16 protein-coding genes are annotated in these 18,934 nt (G+C 66.4%); 2 read left to right on the top strand and 14 right to left on the bottom strand.

Features of this window, described 5'->3' with window-relative positions; translation table 11 throughout:
• Positions 1–30 precede the first annotated feature (30 nt).
• The 7 genes from AC3WL8_RS09180 to AC3WL8_RS09150 form a co-directional block, all read right to left on the bottom strand.
• On the bottom strand, positions 31–930 hold the full coding sequence (locus AC3WL8_RS09180) for a glutamate/aspartate ABC transporter substrate-binding protein (RefSeq protein ID WP_492378171.1): 900 nt from the start codon (positions 928–930) through the stop codon (positions 31–33).
• A 269-nt stretch (positions 931–1,199) separates the two neighbouring features.
• Complete coding sequence (locus tag AC3WL8_RS09175) at positions 1,200–2,507, bottom strand: Glu/Leu/Phe/Val family dehydrogenase (protein ID WP_013955559.1); 1,308 nt, start codon at positions 2,505–2,507, stop codon at positions 1,200–1,202.
• A 103-nt stretch (positions 2,508–2,610) separates the two neighbouring features.
• Positions 2,611–3,594 carry a LysR substrate-binding domain-containing protein gene (locus AC3WL8_RS09170; RefSeq protein WP_013955558.1) on the bottom strand — a complete coding sequence of 328 codons (984 nt, stop codon included), beginning with the start codon at positions 3,592–3,594 and terminating at the stop codon, positions 2,611–2,613.
• Positions 3,595–3,660: 66 nt separating this feature from the next.
• Complete coding sequence (locus AC3WL8_RS09165; protein WP_013955557.1) at positions 3,661–4,434, bottom strand: ABC transporter permease; 774 nt, start codon at positions 4,432–4,434, stop codon at positions 3,661–3,663.
• Between the two features lie 12 nt (positions 4,435–4,446).
• Entirely contained in the window at positions 4,447–5,310 is an 864-nt protein-coding gene (locus AC3WL8_RS09160) for an ABC transporter ATP-binding protein (RefSeq protein ID WP_153953238.1), read from the bottom strand.
• Positions 5,307–6,449 (bottom strand): ABC transporter substrate-binding protein, encoded by a 1,143-nt coding sequence (locus AC3WL8_RS09155; protein ID WP_194946770.1) that lies wholly within the window; start codon positions 6,447–6,449, stop codon positions 5,307–5,309. The genes AC3WL8_RS09160 and AC3WL8_RS09155 overlap by 4 nt, the downstream gene beginning before the upstream one ends.
• Positions 6,450–6,653: 204 nt before the next feature.
• Complete coding sequence (locus AC3WL8_RS09150) at positions 6,654–8,552, bottom strand: ABCB family ABC transporter ATP-binding protein/permease (RefSeq protein WP_013955554.1); 1,899 nt, start codon at positions 8,550–8,552, stop codon at positions 6,654–6,656.
• Positions 8,553–8,659: 107 nt separating this feature from the next.
• On the opposite strand from AC3WL8_RS09150, the gene AC3WL8_RS09145 reads away from it, so the two are divergent.
• Positions 8,660–9,064 (top strand): acyl-CoA thioesterase, encoded by a 405-nt coding sequence (locus tag AC3WL8_RS09145; protein ID WP_013955553.1) that lies wholly within the window; start codon positions 8,660–8,662, stop codon positions 9,062–9,064.
• A gap of 81 nt (positions 9,065–9,145) precedes the next feature.
• On the opposite strand, the gene AC3WL8_RS09140 is transcribed toward AC3WL8_RS09145, so the two are convergent.
• The 6 genes from AC3WL8_RS09140 to AC3WL8_RS09115 all read right to left on the bottom strand — a co-directional run bounded on the left by AC3WL8_RS09140 (position 9,146) and on the right by AC3WL8_RS09115 (position 17,202).
• A complete protein-coding gene (locus AC3WL8_RS09140) occupies positions 9,146–9,922 on the bottom strand; it encodes an enoyl-CoA hydratase (RefSeq protein ID WP_211980708.1) in 777 nt (258 codons plus the stop codon).
• Positions 9,923–9,956: 34 nt separating this feature from the next.
• The gene (locus tag AC3WL8_RS09135) at positions 9,957–10,913 is read right to left on the bottom strand and encodes a DegV family protein (RefSeq protein ID WP_492378170.1); all 957 of its coding nucleotides are present in this window, start codon (positions 10,911–10,913) and stop codon (positions 9,957–9,959) included.
• 113 nt (positions 10,914–11,026) lie between these two features.
• Positions 11,027–12,226, bottom strand: coding sequence for an acetyl-CoA C-acyltransferase (locus AC3WL8_RS09130; protein WP_211982106.1), 1,200 nt, complete (start codon positions 12,224–12,226; stop codon positions 11,027–11,029).
• A 21-nt stretch (positions 12,227–12,247) separates the two neighbouring features.
• Positions 12,248–14,671: a 3-hydroxyacyl-CoA dehydrogenase/enoyl-CoA hydratase family protein gene (locus tag AC3WL8_RS09125; protein ID WP_211980706.1), complete on the bottom strand. Its 2,424-nt coding sequence runs from the start codon at positions 14,669–14,671 to the stop codon at positions 12,248–12,250.
• Between the two features lie 76 nt (positions 14,672–14,747).
• Complete coding sequence (locus tag AC3WL8_RS09120; protein WP_041227732.1) at positions 14,748–16,535, bottom strand: acyl-CoA dehydrogenase C-terminal domain-containing protein; 1,788 nt, start codon at positions 16,533–16,535, stop codon at positions 14,748–14,750.
• A gap of 76 nt (positions 16,536–16,611) precedes the next feature.
• A complete protein-coding gene (locus AC3WL8_RS09115) occupies positions 16,612–17,202 on the bottom strand; it encodes a TetR/AcrR family transcriptional regulator (protein WP_026201385.1) in 591 nt (196 codons plus the stop codon).
• A 49-nt stretch (positions 17,203–17,251) separates the two neighbouring features.
• Here AC3WL8_RS09115 and AC3WL8_RS09110 point away from each other — a divergent pair, with 49 nt between their 5' ends.
• Entirely contained in the window at positions 17,252–17,569 is a 318-nt protein-coding gene (locus AC3WL8_RS09110; RefSeq protein ID WP_211980705.1) for a hypothetical protein, read from the top strand.
• Here the strand turns inward: AC3WL8_RS09110 and clsB are convergent.
• Positions 17,563–18,906, bottom strand: coding sequence for a cardiolipin synthase ClsB (gene clsB, locus AC3WL8_RS09105; protein ID WP_211982105.1), 1,344 nt, complete (start codon positions 18,904–18,906; stop codon positions 17,563–17,565). The genes AC3WL8_RS09110 and clsB overlap by 7 nt on opposite strands.
• Between the last annotated feature and the right edge of the window lie 28 nt (positions 18,907–18,934).

Genomic DNA, 18,934 nt, shown 5'->3' with positions numbered 1-18,934 from the left:
CTTCCGTTTCACACTGCTGTCAACGGCAGGTCAGTCCAGCGCCTTGTCGTTCGGCGCCTTGATCAGCACCTTCATGTCTTCAGACAGCGGGAAGTCCAGGTTGAGGCCCTTCGGCGGCACCGGTTGCATGAACCACTTGGTGTACAGGGTGTTGACCGAACCGTCCTTCATCATGCCGGTGATCACGGTATCGGACAGCTTCTTGAACTGCGGATCGTCCTTGCGGATCATGCAGCCATAGGACTCGCGCGATTGCGGCTTGCCCACCACGATCCAGTCGGCCGGGTTCTTCGCCTTGGCACGCTCGCCGTACAGCAGCGCGTCGTCCATCATGAACGCGACCGCGCGGCCCGATTCCAGCGTCAGGAACGACTGGCCGTGGTCCTTGGTGCTGATGATGTTCATGCCCAGCTTCTGGTCATCGTTCATCTTGCGCAGCAGGCGCTCCGACGTGGTGCCGGCGGTGGTGACGATGTTCTTGCCCTTCAGGTCGGCCCAGTCCTTGATGCCGGCATCCTTCTTCACCATGATGCGCGTGCCGATGATGAAGATGGAGTTGGTGAACGCAACCTGCTTCTGGCGTTCCAGGTTGTTGGTGGTGGAGCCGCACTCGATGTCGATGGTGCCGTTCTGCAGCAGCGTGATGCGGTTCTGCGAGGTGATCGGGATTTCCTTGACCTGCAGGTTCGGCAGCTTCAGCTGGTCCTTGATGGCTTCCACGATCTTCATGTTGATATCGTAGGAATAGCCGACTTGCCGCACGCCGCCCAGGTTGTAGTTGAACGGAATCGACGACTCGCGCACGCCCAGCGTGATGACGCCGGTGTCCTTGATCTTCTTCAGCGTGCCCGTCAGTTGTTCAGCTGCCTGTGCCGTCCCGCACATCACGCCCGCGGCAATCATCAGGGCAGCCAACTTGGCAAAATTCATAACATCTCCTTGACCATGAAGAGAAAGCGGGATTCTAGAGACAAAACCCCCACTGATGACACAGTATTGCGCAGCATCCGCCGCAATACAACTGGGTTTTCTCCTAGAAGCCCACTTCAGGGCAATCACTGCGCACGGCATCCGGATACGACAACGCGGTCTCCGGCGCTAGCCGGAGACCGCGTCTGGCGGTCATGACCAGGGGTGCCGGGACGATTGCTGCATTGCACCATGGCAGTGCCTCGTCCCGGCTTTCCTGTGCCTGCCGATCAGGGATACAGGCCGCGCATCTCGCGCGCCTGCAGGATCCGCGTACAGGCCACGATAAACGCCGCCGTGCGCAGGGTCACCTTGTTGTCCTGTGCCACTTGCCAGATTGCCCGGAAGGCTTCTTGCATGATCCGTACCAGGCGCTGGTTGATCTCTTCCTCGGTCCAGAAGAAGCTCGAGAAATCCTGCACCCATTCGAAGTAGGACACGGTCACGCCGCCAGCGTTGGCGATCACGTCCGGGGCCACCAGGATATTGCGCTCGCGCAGGATGTCGTCCGCTTCCGGGGTGGTCGGGCCGTTGGCGCCCTCGATCACCAGGCGGGCCTTTATCTGCGGCGCGTTCTCGGCCGTGATCTGGCCTTCCAGCGCGGCCGGGATCAGGATGTCGCAGTCGACTTCCCAGAACTGCGCGGTACGCAGGACTTCGCCGCGGAAGCCTTCGATGGTGCCGCTGTGCGAGGCGTATTCCATCATCGCCGGCACGTCCAGGCCGGCCGGGTCGAACAGCGTGGTGCGGTGGTCCTGCACCGCCACCACCTTGGCGCCGGCCTCATGGAACAGCTTGGCGGCCACGGCACCCACGTTGCCGAAGCCCTGCACAGCCACGCGCGCGCCCTTGATTTCCAGGCCGATATTGCGCGCGGCTTCGGAGCCGACCACGAACACGCCGCGGCCGGTGGCTTCGTGACGGCCGAGCGAGCCGCCCAGCGAGATCGGCTTGCCGGTCACCACGCCGGTGGCCGTGCTGCCGGAGTTCATCGAGTACGTGTCCATCATCCAGGCCATGACCTGGGCGTTGGTGTTCACGTCCGGCGCCGGAATATCCTTGCTCGGCCCGATGATGATGTTGATTTCGCTGGTGTAGCGGCGCGTCAGGCGTTCCAGTTCGGCGTGCGAGAGCGTGCGCGGATCGACGCGGATGCCGCCCTTGGCACCGCCGTAGGGCACGTTGACCGCGGCATTCTTCACCGACATCCAGGCCGACAGCGCCATCACCTCGGACAGGGTCACGTCCTGGTGGAAGCGCACGCCGCCCTTGCCCGGGCCGCGCGACAGGTTGTGCTGCACGCGATAGCCCTCGAAATGGGCAATGGTGCCGTTATCCAGTTCGATGGGAACGTCGACGATCATCGCGCGCTTGGGGCGCTTGAGGGTTTCGACCCAGCGTGCCAGCGAGCCCAGGTAAGGCGTGACACGGTCGACCTGCTGCAGGTAGATGCCCCAGGGGCCGAGATTGTCGGCATTGAGGTAAGACGGGAGTGCGTGCTTTTGGCCAGCAATATTGGTCGGTGCTGCGGAAGACATCGGTTGGTTCCGGTGTGAAGAATGCCCGCAAGCTTAGGGGTGGCGCCCCGCCCGAATCCAATGCCGTTTGCTCATCCGGTCATGCAAAACCTGCATAACCTTGTCATCTGGCGGAAACCGGGGCACCGGCCGGCTGGGCGGACTGGGCCGCTGACAAGGTCGACCACACCTGATCGACCAGCTGGCGCTTGCGCCGTGCCCCGGCGCGGCGTTCGTTGCCGTTCTCGCCCGGGCGCTCGCGGTACAGCCGGATTTCCATGTCGATCGACAGCGGCAGCCCGCGCGCCGACTCGGCCCGCACCAGCCGGCCCGCGGCCACGTCCTCGCGCACCGCGCTTTCGGGCAGGAAGGCCATGCCGTGGCCGGCCAGCGCCATCACCTTGAGCGCCTCGGCCATGTCGGTCTCGTAGCATTTGTCGAGCTTGAGCGCCTCGGAGGTGTCGGCCAGCAGCAGGTCGACCATGCGGCCGAGGAAGGCGTTGGGCGTGTAGCTGAGGAAGGGCACCGGCTTCTTGTCAGTGCCGGGCAGCCGGAACTGCGGCTTGCCGGCGGCGTCCGGCACGCTGTAGGGCGACAGCCGCTCGGTACCAAGCACCAGCATGTCGTACCGGGCTGGATCCAGCTGGATCGCTTGGCGCGCATGGTGGTAGACCATCACCAGGTCGCAGCCGCCCTCCACCAGCATCAGCACCGCGTCGTGGACGTTGAGCGCGCGCAGCCGGCACGGCAGCGTGCCGATCCTGCGCTCCAGCGCCTTGAGCCATTCCGGGAAGAAGGTCAGCGACAGCGTATGCGGCACCGCGAACTCCAGCACCTGGGCGTTGGCCGAGCGCTGGCCGCGCATCAGCGCGCGGGTCTCGCTGACCTGCGCCAGCATGGCCAGCGCCTGCTCGTAGAACACCTTGCCGGCCGGGGTCAGGCTGGTGGGGTAGCTCGAGCGGTCGATCAGCTCGGTGCCGACCCACGCCTCCAGCGACTGGATGCGGCGCGAGAACGCGGGCTGCGTGACGTGGCGCAGTTCGGCCGAGCGCGAGAAGCTGTGCGTCTCGGCCAAGCTGACGAAGTCTTCAAGCCATTTGATTTCCATGACGCGGATTATCCACCCGCGCCGGGCTTTCCGTCACCTGCGCGTCACCTGCCCGGCAGCAAGCCGTCAGCCGCGATGTGCCCAGCCCGTCATGCGCTTCTCGACCACCGCAAACAGCTCGTACATCGCCATCGCCATCACCGCGATTACCACCAGCCCGGCAAAGGCCAGCGGCATCTTCATGGCCGAGCCGGCCGACACCAGCAGGTAGCCGATGCCTTCGTTGGCGGCGTTCATCTCCGACACCGTGGTGCCGACAAAGGCCAGCGTGATCGCCACCTTCAGCGAGGCGAAGAAATACGGCATCGCGCGCGGCAGCCCGACCTTGAACAGCACGTCGCGCCGTTTGGCGCCCAGCACGCGCAGCACGTCTTCCAGCTCCGGCTCCAGCGTGGCCAGCCCGGTGGCGATATTGACCATGATCGGGAAGAACGAGATCAGGAACGCGGTCAGGATCGCCGGGCCGGCGCCCAAGCCGAACCACACCACCAGGATCGGCACGAAGGCGGCCTTGGGCAGCGCGTTGAAGGCCGTCATCAGCGGATAGCTGGCGGCATAGAGCAGCCGCGACGAGCCCATTGCCAGCCCCAGCAGCACGCCCACGGCGATGGCCACGCCGAAGCCCACCATGGTGGTCCAGAAGGTGCGCCACGCATGGCCGGCGATCACGCCGGCATATTCCACCAGCGAGGCCACGATCGCCGACGGCGTCGGCAGGATGAAGTCGGACACGCCGAAGGCCATGCACGCGCCCTGCCACAGCAGCAGCACCGCCGCCAGCAGCAGCCAGGGCGCCACGCGCTGCACGCGGCGCTCTTGCGCGGAAGTCAGAGTCATCATCGTTGGGTTGCCTTAGTGTTGCCGCACATGGCCGATCTTTTCGCGCAACACGTGCACCAGGTCGGCAAAGGGCTCGGTATAGGTCAGTTCCAGGTCGCGCGGGCGCGGCAGGTCAATCTCCTTGCGCATCAGGATGCGGCCCGGGCGCTGGCTCATCACGTAGACGGTGTCGGCCAGGAACACGGCCTCGCGCAGGTCGTGCGTGACCAGGATCACGTTGAAGCGCTGCGCCTGCCACAGGTCGCGCAGCACGCACCAGAGCTCCTCGCGGGTAAAGGCGTCGAGCGCGCCGAAGGGCTCGTCCAGCAGCAGCATGCGCGGCTCGTGGATCAGCGCGCGGCAGATCGAGGCGCGCTGCTGCATGCCGCCGGACAGCTGCCACGGGTATTTGTCCTCGTAGCCGGCCAGGCCCACCGTATGCAGCAGCTTGCGGGCGCGCTCGATGTACTCGTCGCGACGTGCGCGCAGGGTGGAGCGATACGGCTCGACGATCTCCAGCGGCAGCATCACGTTGTCCAGCGTGGTGCGCCACGGCAGCAGCGTGGGCGCCTGGAAGGCCATGCCGACCTGCTTGAGCGGGCCGGTCACCTTCTGGCCGGCGATTTTCACGATGCCGCGCGTGGCCGGCTTGAGCCCCGTCGCCAGCTTCATGAAGGTGGACTTGCCGCAGCCGGACGGGCCGACGATGGCAATGAACTCACCCGGCGCCACCTGCAGTGAGATGTCCTCGACCGCGAACTCGCCCTTGTGCGCCAGCTCGTCGTTATAGGCCAGCCAGACCCGGTTGAAATCGACAAAGGGTTCAGCGGCCGCGGGCGCGGCGGGCGCGGCACTGCCGCCGGACGCGGGCATGAAGGCAGCCTGGCGCGTCATCATCGCAGCACATCCAGTTCGGCCGCGCTGGGCAGGAACGCGTCGGTCCACAGCGCATCGGGGTTGATGCGGCCCTTGGTGCCGAAGGCATCGGCCACCTGCGAGGCCATCAGCGACAGGCGCGGCTTGCTGATGCGCCCGAAACCCTCGGCCTTCGCGTCCGGCGACTTGACCACGCTGTCCAGCGCAAGCTTGAGCCGGCGCACTTCCAGCTTTTCGTCGATGATGCCGTCGCGCGCCTTGACCGCCTTGATGCCCTCTTCCGGCCGCGCGATCACGTCGCGCGCCGACTTGCTGAAGGCGCGCAGGAAGGCCTTCACCGCCTCGGGGTTCTTCTTAATGAACTCCTCGGAGGCGATCACCGCGTTGCCGTACAGCTTCACGCCGAACTGCGGGTACGGCAGCACCACCATGTCTTCATCCTTCACGCCGCGCGCGTTCAGGTTCAGGATCGAGGTGAACGAGAACCCGGTGATGGCATCGAGGTCGCCGCGCGTGAGCATGGTCTCGCGCAGCGTCGGGTCCATCGCCTGCCAGTTGAACGAGGACGGCTGCAGGCCGTTGGCCTTGGCGAAGATCGGGAAGGCGCGGCGGCCGGCGTCGAACACCGGCGCGCCCATGCGCTTGCCGGCGAGGTCCTTCGGCGCGCGGATGCCGGACTTCTTCAGCGCCAGGACGGCCGCGGGCGTGTTGTTGTAGACCATCATCACGGCCACCGGCTTGTTCTTGGCGTCGGGGTTGTTGCCGTAGAACTCCATCACCGACGACATGTCGGCGAAGCCCATGTCGTACGTGCCCGAGGCCACGCGGTTGACCACGTTGCCCGAGCCGTTGCCGGCGTCGATCGAGACATCGAGCTTCTCGGCCTTGTAGTAGCCCTTCTGCTCGCCTAGCAGGAACAGCGCCGCCGGCCCTTCGAAGCGCCAGTCGAGCTGGAAGCGGACCTTGGTTGGTGCAGCCTGCGCGTGGGCCGCGCCGGTGAATTGTGTCGACAGCACCAGGCTGGTGCCGATCATCACGCCGAGCTTCAGCAGGCGGCGCCGTGCCGTGATGCGGGCCGCGCGCGTGCCGGCATTGTCAGTGTTCCCGGCGGCAGCGGCACAAACACCGGGGGACACTGGCGCAGCGTGGAAATGAGGCATGGAATCTCTCCGTGGATCGTGATCTCGGAGGGATTCGTCCGCAAGGGACGTGCCAGGTTTTGAAGCTCCGTTTCAGGGCGTGCCCGCAAGCGATTGCCGAACCAAAATCGTGCGAGGCGATTGCCGCATCGGCATCGTCGGCAATGATTGTCGACAATGCCCGCCGCCCCTTGGTGCACGCGGATGCAGGAGAATGCAGTCCCGTCAGGCGTCCTGCGTGGCGTCGCCAACGTCGAGTGCCAGCGCATCCGCGCCCACGGCTTCGCCGCCCTTGGCGGCGGCGCGCGCCTGGATGTCCCACATCTCGGCGTAGCGGCCACGCGCGCGCATCAGCTCGGCATGGGTGCCGCGCTCGACGATGCGGCCGTGGTCCATCACCAGGATCTGGTCGGCATGCACGACGGTGGACAGCCGGTGCGCGATCAGCAGCGTGGTGCGGTTCTGCGCCAGCCGCATCAGCTCGGCCTGGATCGCCTGCTCGGTGCGTGAATCCAGCGCCGAGGTGGCTTCGTCGAAGACCAGCACCGGCGGGTTCTTCAGCAACGTGCGCGCGATCGCCACGCGCTGCTTCTCGCCGCCGGACAGCTTCAGGCCGCGCTCGCCCACCGGGGTGTCGTAGCCCTGCGGCAGCTCGCGGATGAAGCTGTCGATCTGCGCGGCGCGCGCGGCGGCGATGACCTCGTCGCGGCTGGCGTCGGGCCGGCCGTAGGCGATGTTGTAGAAGATGCTGTCGTTGAACAGCACCGTGTCCTGCGGCACGATACCGATGGCGCGGCGCAGGCTGTCCTGCGTGATCGCGCGGATATCCTGGCCGTCGATCTCGATGGCGCCGCCGTTGACGTCGTAGAAGCGGAACAACAGCCGCGCCAGCGTCGACTTGCCCGAGCCGCTGTGCCCGACCACCGCGGTGGTGGTGCCCGCCGCGATGGTGAAATCCACGCCGTCCAGGATCAGCCGGTCCGGCTCATAGCTGAAGCGCACGCCGCTGAAGCGCACCTGCGCGCCGTTGACCTGCAGCGGCTTCGCATCAGGCGCGTCGGCCACCTCCTGGTTGGTGCCCAGCAGCACGAACATGCGGTCCATGTCGGTGGTGGCCTGCTTGATCTCGCGGTAGATCACGCCGAGGAAGTTCAGCGGGATATAGAGCTGGATCATCAGCGTATTGACCAGCACCAGGTCGCCCAGCGTGAGCTTGCCGTCGACCACGCCCACGGTGGCGCGCCACAGGATCAGGATCAGCCCCAATGCGATGATGGTCTGCTGGCCGAAGTTCAGGAACGACAGCGAATTCTGCGAGCGGATCGCCGCGGTGCGGTACTTGCGCAGGTTCTCGTCGTAGCGCTGCGCCTCATACTCTTCATTGCCGAAGTACTTGACCGTCTCGAAGTTGAGCAGGGAATCGATCGCCTTCTGGTTGGCGCGCGAATCCAGCTCGTTCATGCGGCGGCGGAAATGCGTGCGCCATTCCGTCACCACAATGGTGAAGACGATATAGCCCACCAGCGCGCAACCGGTGATGGCCGCGAACCAGATGTCGTAGTGCAGGATAAAGAAGCCGATCACCAGCCCCATCTCCACCAGCGTGGGCAGGATGCTGTACAGCGAATACGAGATCAGCGACTGGATGCCGCGGGTGCCGCGCTCGATGTCGCGGCTCATGCCGCCGGTCTGCCGGTCCAGGTGGAAGCGCAGCGACAGCGCGTGCAAGTGCCGGAACACCTGCAGCGCGATCTCGCGCACCGCGCTCTGCGTGACCTTGGAAAAGAGCATCTCCCGCAACTCGGTGAACAGCGTCGCCGACAGCCGCAGCAGCCCGTAGGCGACGATCAGCCCGACCGGCACGGCCAGCAGCGCGCGCGGGTCGCCCGGCTGCAGGTTCATGCTGTCGATCAGCTGCTTCATCAGCACCGGCACGCCCAGGTTGGCCACCTTGGCCGACACCAGGCACGCCAGCGCCAGCATCACGCGCCACTTGTAGTGCCAGACATAGGGCAGCAGGTTGCGCACCGTCTGCCAGTCGCTGCGGGGCGCGCGCTGACCGGGAAAGAGCGTGTTTGAAGCAGGAGCGGGGGCCGGCTCAGCGGTCGTGGAATAGCGGCGCATACGTTAGAATTCGGGCCAATGCGCGATTGTCGCAGAGTTCGCATTACGTGGCAGGCGAAGGGTCTTTCGCCGCGCCCCGCCCCTTCCGCAGTCCACCACACACCGTCATGAACGCTCCCCACACCGTCCCAGCCCTGCCCGCCGGCAAGAATCCCGCTCTGCGCGTAGTGCCCATGCCCGCCGACGCCAATGTGCACGGCGACGTTTTCGGCGGCTGGATCATGGCGCAGGTGGATATCGCCGGCTCGATCCCGGCGGTGGAACGCGCCCAGGGCCGCGTGGCCACCGTCGCGGTCAACTCCTTCCTGTTCAAGCATCCGGTGTTCGTTGGCGACCTGGTCAGCTTTTATGCGGACATCGTCAAGACCGGCCGTACCTCGATCACGGTGTCGGTCGAGGTCTATGCGCAACGGATGCGCCACAGCAATGAGATCGTCAAGGTTACGGAGGCCACGCTGACGTATGTGGCGACAGATGAATCGCGGCAGCCGCGGGTGTTGCCGTCGGCTTGAGCGCCTCGCCCCCGAATGCAAAAAGCCGTCTGCGCGTAACGCAGGCGGCTTCTTTTATTCCTTTCCGGGGCTCCGGCCGGCTTACTCAAACTTCGTAAAATCCGGCTTGCGCTTCTGGAAGAAGGCAGCAAACGCCTCTTTCGCCTCCGGCGCCACCAGCATCTTCCGGAACACCGCGCCCTCCTCGGCCATCTGCTTTTCCACAGCCGCCACATCGCCCGCCTTCATCAGCCGCTTGGTCTCGCGCAGTGAAGACGCCGGCAGGGCCGCCAGCTTGCGCGCCTGCTGCAGCGCAAAGTCGTGCAGCTCGGCCACCGACAGCACCCGCGTCACCAGCCCGATCTCCAGCGCCTCCTGCGCGCTGAAAGCCTCGCCCAGCAGCAGCTTCTCGGCCGCGCGCTGGTAGCCGACCAGCCGCGGCAGCAGCAGGCTCGAGGCCGCCTCGGGGCACAGGCCCAGCTGCACGAACGGCAGCGACAGCTTGGCCGTATCGGACGCATAGACCAGGTCGCAATGCAGCAGCATGGTGGTGCCCACCCCGACCGCGGCACCGCTGACGGCTGCCACGATCGGCTTGGTGGCGTGGCTGATCTGGTAGAGGAACTGGAACACCGGCGCCTGCTCGGCGCCATCGCCCGCGCTAGGCGGGCGCTGCATGAAGTCTTCCAGGTCGTTGCCGGCGGTAAAGATCTCGGGCTTGCCGCGCAGCAGGATGGCGCGCACGTTGCGGTCGGTCTCGGCCGCGCGCAGCGCGTCGGCCATGGCCTGGTACATCGCCGCGGTGATGGCGTTCTTCTTGTCGATGCGGTCGAACTCGATGGTCAGGATGCCCTGCTCGATGCCGGTGCGGATGCTCATGGTGTCCTCGTCTGTGGATGCATTGCTTGGAGGGTTATTCAAAAGGCGGCGGCGACTCGGAAAGATAGCTCAGCCCGAACGCGCGCGCACCGACATTCAGCGCCACCGTCAGGCTCATCGGCGCCAGCATCAGTTCCACGCCCTGGCTGCGCGCGGTGCGCTCCAGCGACTGGAAGGCCGGCATCGCGCGCACGGCGTCGAGCGGGCCGGCATAGCAGACGGAGATCGCCGGGACCATCAGGTCGCCGCCGCGGATGCACTGCTCGGCATGCTGCAGCACGCGGCGCGCTCCCTCCTCGGAGCCGCGCGCCCTGGCGATGGCGCCGGTGTGCCCGCGGTGCATGCGCACCACCGGGCGGATATTGAAGGCGCTGCCCATCACATAGCGCCCCCAGGTGATGCTGCCCTCGCCCTTCTGGCGCGCGCGCGTGTACATGTAGAGCAGCTCGTCGGGCACCAGGAACATATGGGCGGCGTCGCGCAGGCGCGTCTCGACCGCTTCCCGCACCGCCTGCGGGCTGGCGCCGGCGGCGGCCATGCGCGCGGCTTCGCGCACGATCAGCGCCTGGCCCGGCCCGATCGCGCCGGTGTCGACTACGGTCAGGTCGAACAGGCCGGTGCGCCCGGCTTCCTTGCGCAGGCGCACGCTGCGCGCCACGGTACCGATCACCGCGCCGGTGGCATGCGCATACAGCTTACTGCGCGAACTGGCGATGGTGAACAGGATGGCGCGGTCGCAATGGGCCACTACATTGCGCAGCAGGTGTTCTTCCAGCTCGCGCTCGAGCAGCGGGATCGATTCGGCGTAGTGGTCCTGGCGGCCAACCAGGTATTGATGGTAGAGCGTGGGTAGCGCGTCTTCATCGCGCGTATCGGCGACGAAATGCTCGCCCGCGCGGATGCGGAACGGAATGGTATGGATCTTCAGCTGGGCCATGACGTCGCGCGGCAGATCGCACGCGGCATCGGCCAGGATGGCTGTCTCCTGCATATTATTGTCTCCTCCCTACCTGGTGACCCGCATGGCGGGCGGCAGCCCCGGTACTGCTTTCTTCACCTGACAGAAGGGCGGGACAGTCCCGAGGGACCGTCCCGCAGGCGCGTTCAGACGCGCTCGAAAATACCTGCGGCGCCCATGCCCGTGCCGACGCACATGGTCACCATGCCGTACTTCAGGTTGTGGCGGCGCAGCGCGTGCACCACCGTGGCCGAACGGATCGCACCGGTGGCACCCAGCGGGTGGCCCAGCGCAATCGCGCCGCCCATGCAGTTGACCTTGGCCGGGTCCAGTTGCAGATCGCGCATCACCGCCAGCGACTGCGCGGCAAAGGCCTCGTTCAGTTCGATCCAGTCGAGCTGGTCCTGGGTCAGGCCCGCGGCCTTCAGCGCCGCCGGAATCGCTTCCTTGGGGCCGATGCCCATGATCTCGGGCGGCACGCCGCGCACCGCGAACGAGACGAAGCGCGCCAGCGGCACCAGGTTGAACTGCTTGAGGATCTTTTCCGAGACCAGGATCAGCGCGCCGGCGCCGTCAGAGGTCTGCGAGCTGTTGCCGGCGGTGACGCTGCCCTTGTTGGCAAACACCGGGCGCAGCTTGCCCAGGCCTTCCAGCGAGGTCTCCGGGCGCGGGCCTTCGTCCAGCGAGATCGTGCGCGTCTTCACGTTGACCTGGCCGCTGGCGAGGTCGGGGAAGCGCTCGACGATCTCGATCGGCGTGATCTCGTCCTTGAACTCGCCGGCCTGCTGCGCGGCGATGGCCTTCTGATGCGAGGCCAGCGAGAACGCATCCTGGTCCTCGCGGCTGACCTGCCATTGCTGCGCCACCTTCTCGGCGGTCAAGCCCATGCCGTAGGCGATGCCCACGTTCTCGTCGCGGGTGAAGATTTCCGGCGACATCGACGGCGAGTTGCCCATCATCGGCACCATGCTCATCGATTCCACGCCGGCGGCGATCATGACGTCGGACTCGCCCACGCGGATGCGGTCGGCCGCCATCGCCACCGCGCTCACGCCCGAGGCGCAGAAGCGGTTGACGGTGATGCCGCCCACGGTATTGGGCAGGCCCGACAGCAGCGCGCCGATGCGCGCCACGTTCAGGCCCTGCTGCGCCTCAGGAATCGCGCAGCCGACGATGGCGTCTTCGATCAGCTTCGGGTCCAGGTTCGGCACCTGCGCCACGGCAGCCTTCAGGATGGTGGCCAGCAGGTCGTCCGGGCGCGTGTTCTTGAACGCGCCCTTCGGGGCCTTGCCGATCGGCGAGCGGGTGGCCGCAACGATATATGCGTCTTGCAGTTGTTTCATGATGTCGGTTCCTCGCTTGCCCTGTTAGTTACGCACCGGCTTGCCGGTCTGCAGCATGCCCATGATGCGCTCCTGCGTCTTGCCGGTGCCGAGCAGGTCGACAAAGGCCTTGCGCTCCAGCGCCAGGAGCCAGTCCTCGCTCACCAGCGAGCCGGCCTCGACGTCGCCGCCGCACACCGCTTCGGCAATGCGGCTGGCGATCAGGAAGTCGTGTGCGGAGATAAAGCCGCCGTCGCGCATATTGACCAGCGATGCCTTGATGGTGGCAACGCCCGAGCGGCCAGCCACCGGGACCAGCGTCGGCAGCGGCGCGCGGTAGCCCGCGTTGGCCAGCGCGCGCACTTCGTTCTGCGCCACGTACAGCAGCTCATGCACGTTGAAGACGATCTTGTCGGACGGCTGCAGGTAGCCCATCTGGCGCGCTTCCAGCGCCGAAGCCGAGACCTTGGCCATGGCCGCGCTCTGGAAGCGGCTGGTCAGGAACTGCAGGATGTTGGTACTGCCCGCGGCCTGCGCAGCACGCGCGGCTGCCAGCGCGGCTTCCTTCAGGCCGCCGCCGGCCGGTACCAGGCCCACGCCCACTTCGACCAGGCCGATATACGTCTCCAGTGCGGCCACGCGCGAAGCCGAGTGCAGCATCAGCTCGCAGCCGCCGCCCAGCGCAATGCCGGACGCCGCGGAGACCACCGGCACCGAGGCGTACTTCACGCGCATCATGCCGTCCTGGAACTTCTTCACGAACGGCTCGATGCCCTTGGCGCCGCCCATCATGAAGGCGGGCATGGCCGCTTCCAGATTGGCGCCGGCGGAGAACGGGCCACCCGGCGCGCCCAGTTGCAGCGAAGTCGGCTGCCATACCACCAGGCCCTTGTAACCGGCTTCGGCCAGGTCGATGGCGCGGGTCAGGCCGTCGATCACGTCCGGCCCGATGGTGTTCATCTTGCTCTTGAACGAGACGACCAGCACGTCGTCCTGGCCTTCGCTCACCCAGATGCGCACGGCGTCGTTCTCTTCGACGGTGCGGCCGGCCTTGCGCGGATCGGCCGCGGCAGTGCCCTTGATCGCGGCACGGAATGCCTGGCGCTGGTACACCGGCAGCGTGCTGCGCACGACGAACGACTGCGTCGCCGGCGACCACGAACCGGCGGCGGCGTGCACGCCCTGGTTCTCTGCCACCGGCCCCTCGAATACCCATGCCGGCAGCGGCGCCGCCGACAACGCCTTGCAGGCTTCCACGTCTTCCTTGACCCACTCGGCCACCTGCTTCCAGCCGGCCGACTGCCAGTCCTCGAACGGACCCGAGGTCCAGCCGAAGCCCCAGCGGATCGCCAGGTCGATATCGGCGGCGGAACCGGCGATCTGCTCCAGGTACACGGCGATGTAGTGGAACACGTCGCGGAACACCGCCCACAGGAACTGCGCCTGCGGGTTGGTCGACTCGCGCAGCAGCTTGATGCGCTCGGCCGCATCCTTCTTCAGCATGCGCACCACGATCTCGTCGGCCTTCTTGCCGGCATCGACATACTGACCGGTCTTGGCGTCGAGCACCTTGATGGCCTTGCCTTCCTTCTTGTAGAAGCCGGCGCCGGTCTTCTGGCCCAGGGCGCCCGCGTCGACCAGGCCCTTGAGCACGGCCGGGGTCTTGTACACAGGCGCGAACGGGTCGTCGTGCAGCGTGTCCTGCATGGTCTTGATTACGTGCGCCATGGTGTCCAGGCCGACCACGTCCGCGGTGCGGAAGGTGGCGGACTTGGCGCGGCCCAGCTTGGAGCCGGTCAGGTCATCGACCACGTCGAACGGGATGCCGAACTTCTCGGCTTCGGCAAACACCGCCAGGATCGAGAAGATGCCGACGCGGTTCGCGATGAAGTTGGGCGTGTCCTTGGCGCGCACCACGCCCTTGCCGAGCGTGGTGGTCAGGAACGCTTCAAGCTGGTCGAGGATCTGCGGCTGCGTGGTCGCGGTCGGGATCAGCTCGACCAGGTGCATGTAGCGCGGCGGGTTGAAGAAGTGCACGCCGCAGAAGCGTGACTTCAGGTCGGCATCAAACCCGTCGGACAGCGCGGTGATCGACAGGCCCGAGGTGTTGGTCGCGAAGATCGCGTGCGAGGCCAGGTGCGGCGCGACCTTCTTGTACAGGTCGTGCTTCCAGTCCATGCGCTCGGCGATCGCCTCGATCACCAGGTCGCATTCCTTGAGCAGCGCGATGTCGTCCTCATAGTTGGCCGCCTGGATCAGGCCGGCCTCTTCCTTGATGCCCAGCGGCGCGGGCGAGAGCTTCTTCAGGTTCTCGATGGCGCGCAGCGCGATGCCGTTCTTGGGGCCTTCCTTGGCCGGCAGGTCGTACAGCACCACGGGCACGCGTGCATTGATCAGGTGGGCGGCGATCTGCGCCCCCATGACGCCGGCACCCAGCACGGCGACTTTCTTGACGATGAAATTGGACATGCTCGCTCCTGGATTAGTGAGCGTTAGACAGATGCGAAGCCGTCGTTCCCGGCCGGGAACGACGGGTAGAGTCGACTCAGAACAGGTCTGCGTCCAGCGCCATCAGCGTGGCCGAACCGGCGCGCGCCTTGCGGATCTCGGCGGCGGTTTCCGGCAGCAGCTTGGCAAAGTAGAAGCGTGCCGTGGCCAGCTTGGCGGTGTAGAACTTGTCGCCGCTGCCTTCCTTCTCCAGCGCGATCTTGGCCATGCGGGCCCAGAAGTACGAGAACACCAGGTGGCCCACCACGCGCAGGTACGGCACCGCGGCGGCACCCACCTCGTCGGCATTGCCCATCGCCTTCATGCCGATTTCCATGGTGAGCTTCTGCACCTTGTCGCCAATGTCGGCGAGCGGGTTGATGAACTCCTGCATGGCTTCGTTGGTGCCTTCGGCTTCAACGAACTCCTGCACGATCTTGCCGAAGGCCTTCATCCTGGCGCCCATGTCGCCCAGAATCTTGCGGCCCAGCAGGTCCAGCGCCTGGATGGTGTTGGTGCCTTCGTAGATCATGTTGATGCGCGCATCGCGCACATACTGTTCCATGCCCCACTCGGCGATATAGCCGTGGCCGCCGAACACCTGCATGCCCTCGTTGGTGGACGTGAAAGCGTTGTCGGTCAGGAAGGCCTTGATCACCGGCGTGAGCAGCGCGACCAGGTCGCCGGCCTGCTTGCGCACGGCTTCGTCAGGGTGCGACAGCTCGCGGTCGATCTGCAGCGCGGTCCAGTAGCTGAAGGCGCGGCCGCCTTCGGCGTAGGCCTTCTGCGTCAGCAGCATGCGGCGCACGTCCGGGTGCACGATGATCGGGTCGGCGGGCTTGTCCGGCGCCTTCGGGCCGGTCAGCGCGCGCATTTGCAGGCGGTCCTTGGCGTAGGCCAGCGAGTTCTGGTACGCCACTTCGGTCAGGCCCAGGCCCTGCGCGCCCACGCCCAGGCGGGCGGCGTTCATCATCACGAACATGGCGTTCAGGCCCTTGTTGGGCTCGCCGACCATCCAGCCGCGCGCGCCGTCCAGGTTCATCACGCAGGTGGCGTTGCCGTGGATGCCCATCTTGTGCTCGATCGAGCCGCATTTGATGCCGTTGCGCTCGCCCGGGTTGCCATTGGCATCGGGGATGAACTTGGGCACCACGAACAGCGAGATGCCCTTGGTGCCGCCCGGCGCGTCCGGCAGGCGTGCCAGCACCAGGTGGATGATGTTCTCGGCCATGTCGTGCTCGCCGGCCGAGATGAAGATCTTGGTGCCCGAGATCAGGTACGAACCGTCGGCCTGCGGCTCTGCCTTGGAACGCAGGATGCCGAGGTCGGTGCCGCAGTGCGGCTCGGTCAGGCACATGGTGCCGGTCCACACGCCCGAGACCAGCTTGGGCAGGTAGGTCTGCTGCAGTTCGGGCGTGCCGTGCGCGTGCAGCGCCTCGTACGCGCCGTGCGACAGGCCCGGGTACATGGTCCAGGCCTGGCCGGCCGAGTTCAGCATCTCGTAGACCACATTGTTGATCACGATCGGCAGGCCCTGGCCGCCGAATTCGGGATCGCAGGCGAGCGCCGGCCAGCCGGCTTCGACGTACTGCTGGTAGGCTTCCTTGAAGCCGGTGGGGGCCTTGACCACGCCGTCGCCGACGTAGGTGCAGCCTTCGCGGTCGCCCACCTGGTTGAGCGGGAATACCACGTCCGAGCAGAACTTGCCGGCTTCTTCGATGACCTGGTTGATGGTGTCCGCGTCGATGTCCGCGTGCGGCGGCATCGCCTTGAGTTCGGCTTCGGCGCCGAGCAGTTCATGGAGCACGAACTGCATGTCGCGCAACGGTGCGGTGTACTGGCCCATCTGAGACTCCTTGGAGTTGTGCGATGCCGCCACGCCGCCCGTCCCGCTTGCGCGATACGGTCCGACTGGGGCGACCTCAGGTACGGTAAGACTGAATCAGTTTGTTGAGCGCGACCATGGCAAGCTCGGCACTGTCAGGCAGGCGCAGGAAACGGGCGTCATGATGCAAGCCTAGTTCAAGGCTGTACATCTCGAACAGCATCAGGCGCGGATCGCAGTCCGCGCGCAGGTGCCCTTCCTCCCGCGCCTGGTTGATGGCGCGCGTGAGCGCTGCCCGCCAGATGGTGACGCTCTTGACCAGTTCGTCACGCACCAGGCTGCCGGCACGGTCGTCGTACTCCACGGCGCCGCTGATGTAGATGCATCCAGTCGTCACTTCCTGGATGCGCTTCTCCATCCAGCGCCGCACCATCGACCACAGCCGGGGCAGTCCGCGCGGCTCCTGCAGCGAGGGATAGAACACCTCCTGCTCGAACCGGCGGTGATACTCCCGCACCACCTCCACCTGCAGGTCTTCGCGCGAACCGAAATGCGCGAAGACACCGCTCTTGCTCATCTGCATGCGTTCCGCGAGCAGCCCGATGGTCAGACCTTCGAGCCCGTCGCGGGACGACAATTCCAGTGCGGCATCCAGAATCGCCACGCGCGTCATTTCACCCTTGCGCATTGGCGCGGGGGAGGCGGCGGCGGATTCGAGACGGGCTGACTGGTGTCGCATGTTTTTTCTCCGTTCTGCGATGCCCTGCTGCGGCATCGCGTATGACCCTGACGTTGCATTTCTGCTTGCGGCCGAACCGGCGGATTTGCCGGTGCATACCGCGAATGCACGCAGTCTAAGCCAAAAAAGAACGGTCGTTCAGATTATTCTGGCGCAGCAGCCGACCATCAAGCTTTTAATTAGACCGCTGTTTCTAAACGGACTGCAATGCAGCATGTCCTTCATGTCGGCCATGGCTGGCGCTGCAACCGGTTGCAGCCAGCGCCCTACCGCATGGCAGCAAACGCACACCGCGCTCGCAGCTGCCGTTCAGTAGCGCCCTGTGACACCAGCAATGACGACACCCAGGCGCAGCACCATATAGGCCGTCCAGTTGGCGAGCCGGTGCAGCGGCGAGCGGCGCGCATGCACCTCCGGCATCACGCGCACGCTGCGGTGCGCAATGGCGTATTCCAGTGCGGTACGCAGTTCAGCGGCGAAGGCCGCATCATAAACGGCGACATTGGCTTCGCGTGCAAGCAGCAGGCTGAACGGGTCCATATTGCTCGACCCGACCGTGGCCCAGGCCTCGTCCACCACGCCCACCTTGGCATGCAGGAAGCTCTCGGCATACTCGTAGATCTCGACGCCGGCCTCCAGCAGCGAGGCGTACAGCGCATGGGTGGCGTAGTGCTGCAGCCGGTATTCGACCCGGCCCTGCAGCAGCAGCCGCACGCGCACGCCGCGCGCGCGGCAGGCCAGCAGCGCGCGCCGCATCTTATGGCCAGGCAGGAAGTAGGCGTTGGCCAGGATCACGTCGTGGCGCGCGGCGCCCAGCGCGCGCAGGTATTCGCGCTCGATGGTGCGGCGGTTGCGCAGGTTGTCGCGCAGCAGCAGCGCGGCGCGTACGCCGCCCGCGGCTTCCGGGCGCGGCGGCAGGTCGGTGACCAGCGGGTAGTCGGCCACCGCGGCGGCGCGTTCGGCGCCGTGCATATCGCGCAGCGACAAGCGCCACCAGAGCCGCTCGGCGGACAGCGCAATGCCGTCCACCAGCGGGCCGCTGACCTGCACCGCGAAGTCATAGCGCGGCCCCAGGTTGGCGCCCTCGAACGGGCCGTGGTTGTGGTCGTCGATGATATTGATGCCGCCGACGAAGGCGACGCGCCGGTCGATCACCGCCAGCTTGCGGTGCAGCCTGCGCAGGTGGCGCCGCGCCAGCCGGAAGCCGCGCAGCATGCGGAACACGCGCAGTTGCACGCCGCCGGCGCGCAGCCGCGCGGCCAGCTCGGCGGGCATGTCGCCGGCGCCGAATCCGTCCACCGTCACGCGCACGGTCACGCCGCGCGCGGCGGCGCGGATCAGCGAGTCGCTGACCGCGCGGCCGACCTCGTCATCGGCATAGATGTAGGTTTCCAGCATCACCTGGAACGCGGCCTGGTCGATGGCGGCGATCAGCGCGGGGAAGAAGTCCTGGCCGCCGTGCAGCAGCCGCACCGCATTGCCGGTGGTGGGCTTGCCGCGGCGCCAGGTCCAGCGCAGCATGTGGCGGCGCGGCGCGTGGTCGCCGGCCGCGGCCGGGTCGTGCGCGCGGGCGTCGGCATGAGCGGAGTGGGATATCCGTGACATGCCGTGATTATCGGACAGATTGCCGGGCGCAAGGCGCCGCGCGCACATTGGCAGGCGCATCTCTGCTATCGTCGAT

The sequence above is a fragment of the Cupriavidus sp. FW305-F7 genome, assembly GCF_058782875.1.
Note: the sequence above shows the minus strand (reverse complement) of the source record. Positions and strands in the feature narration are given on the sequence as shown.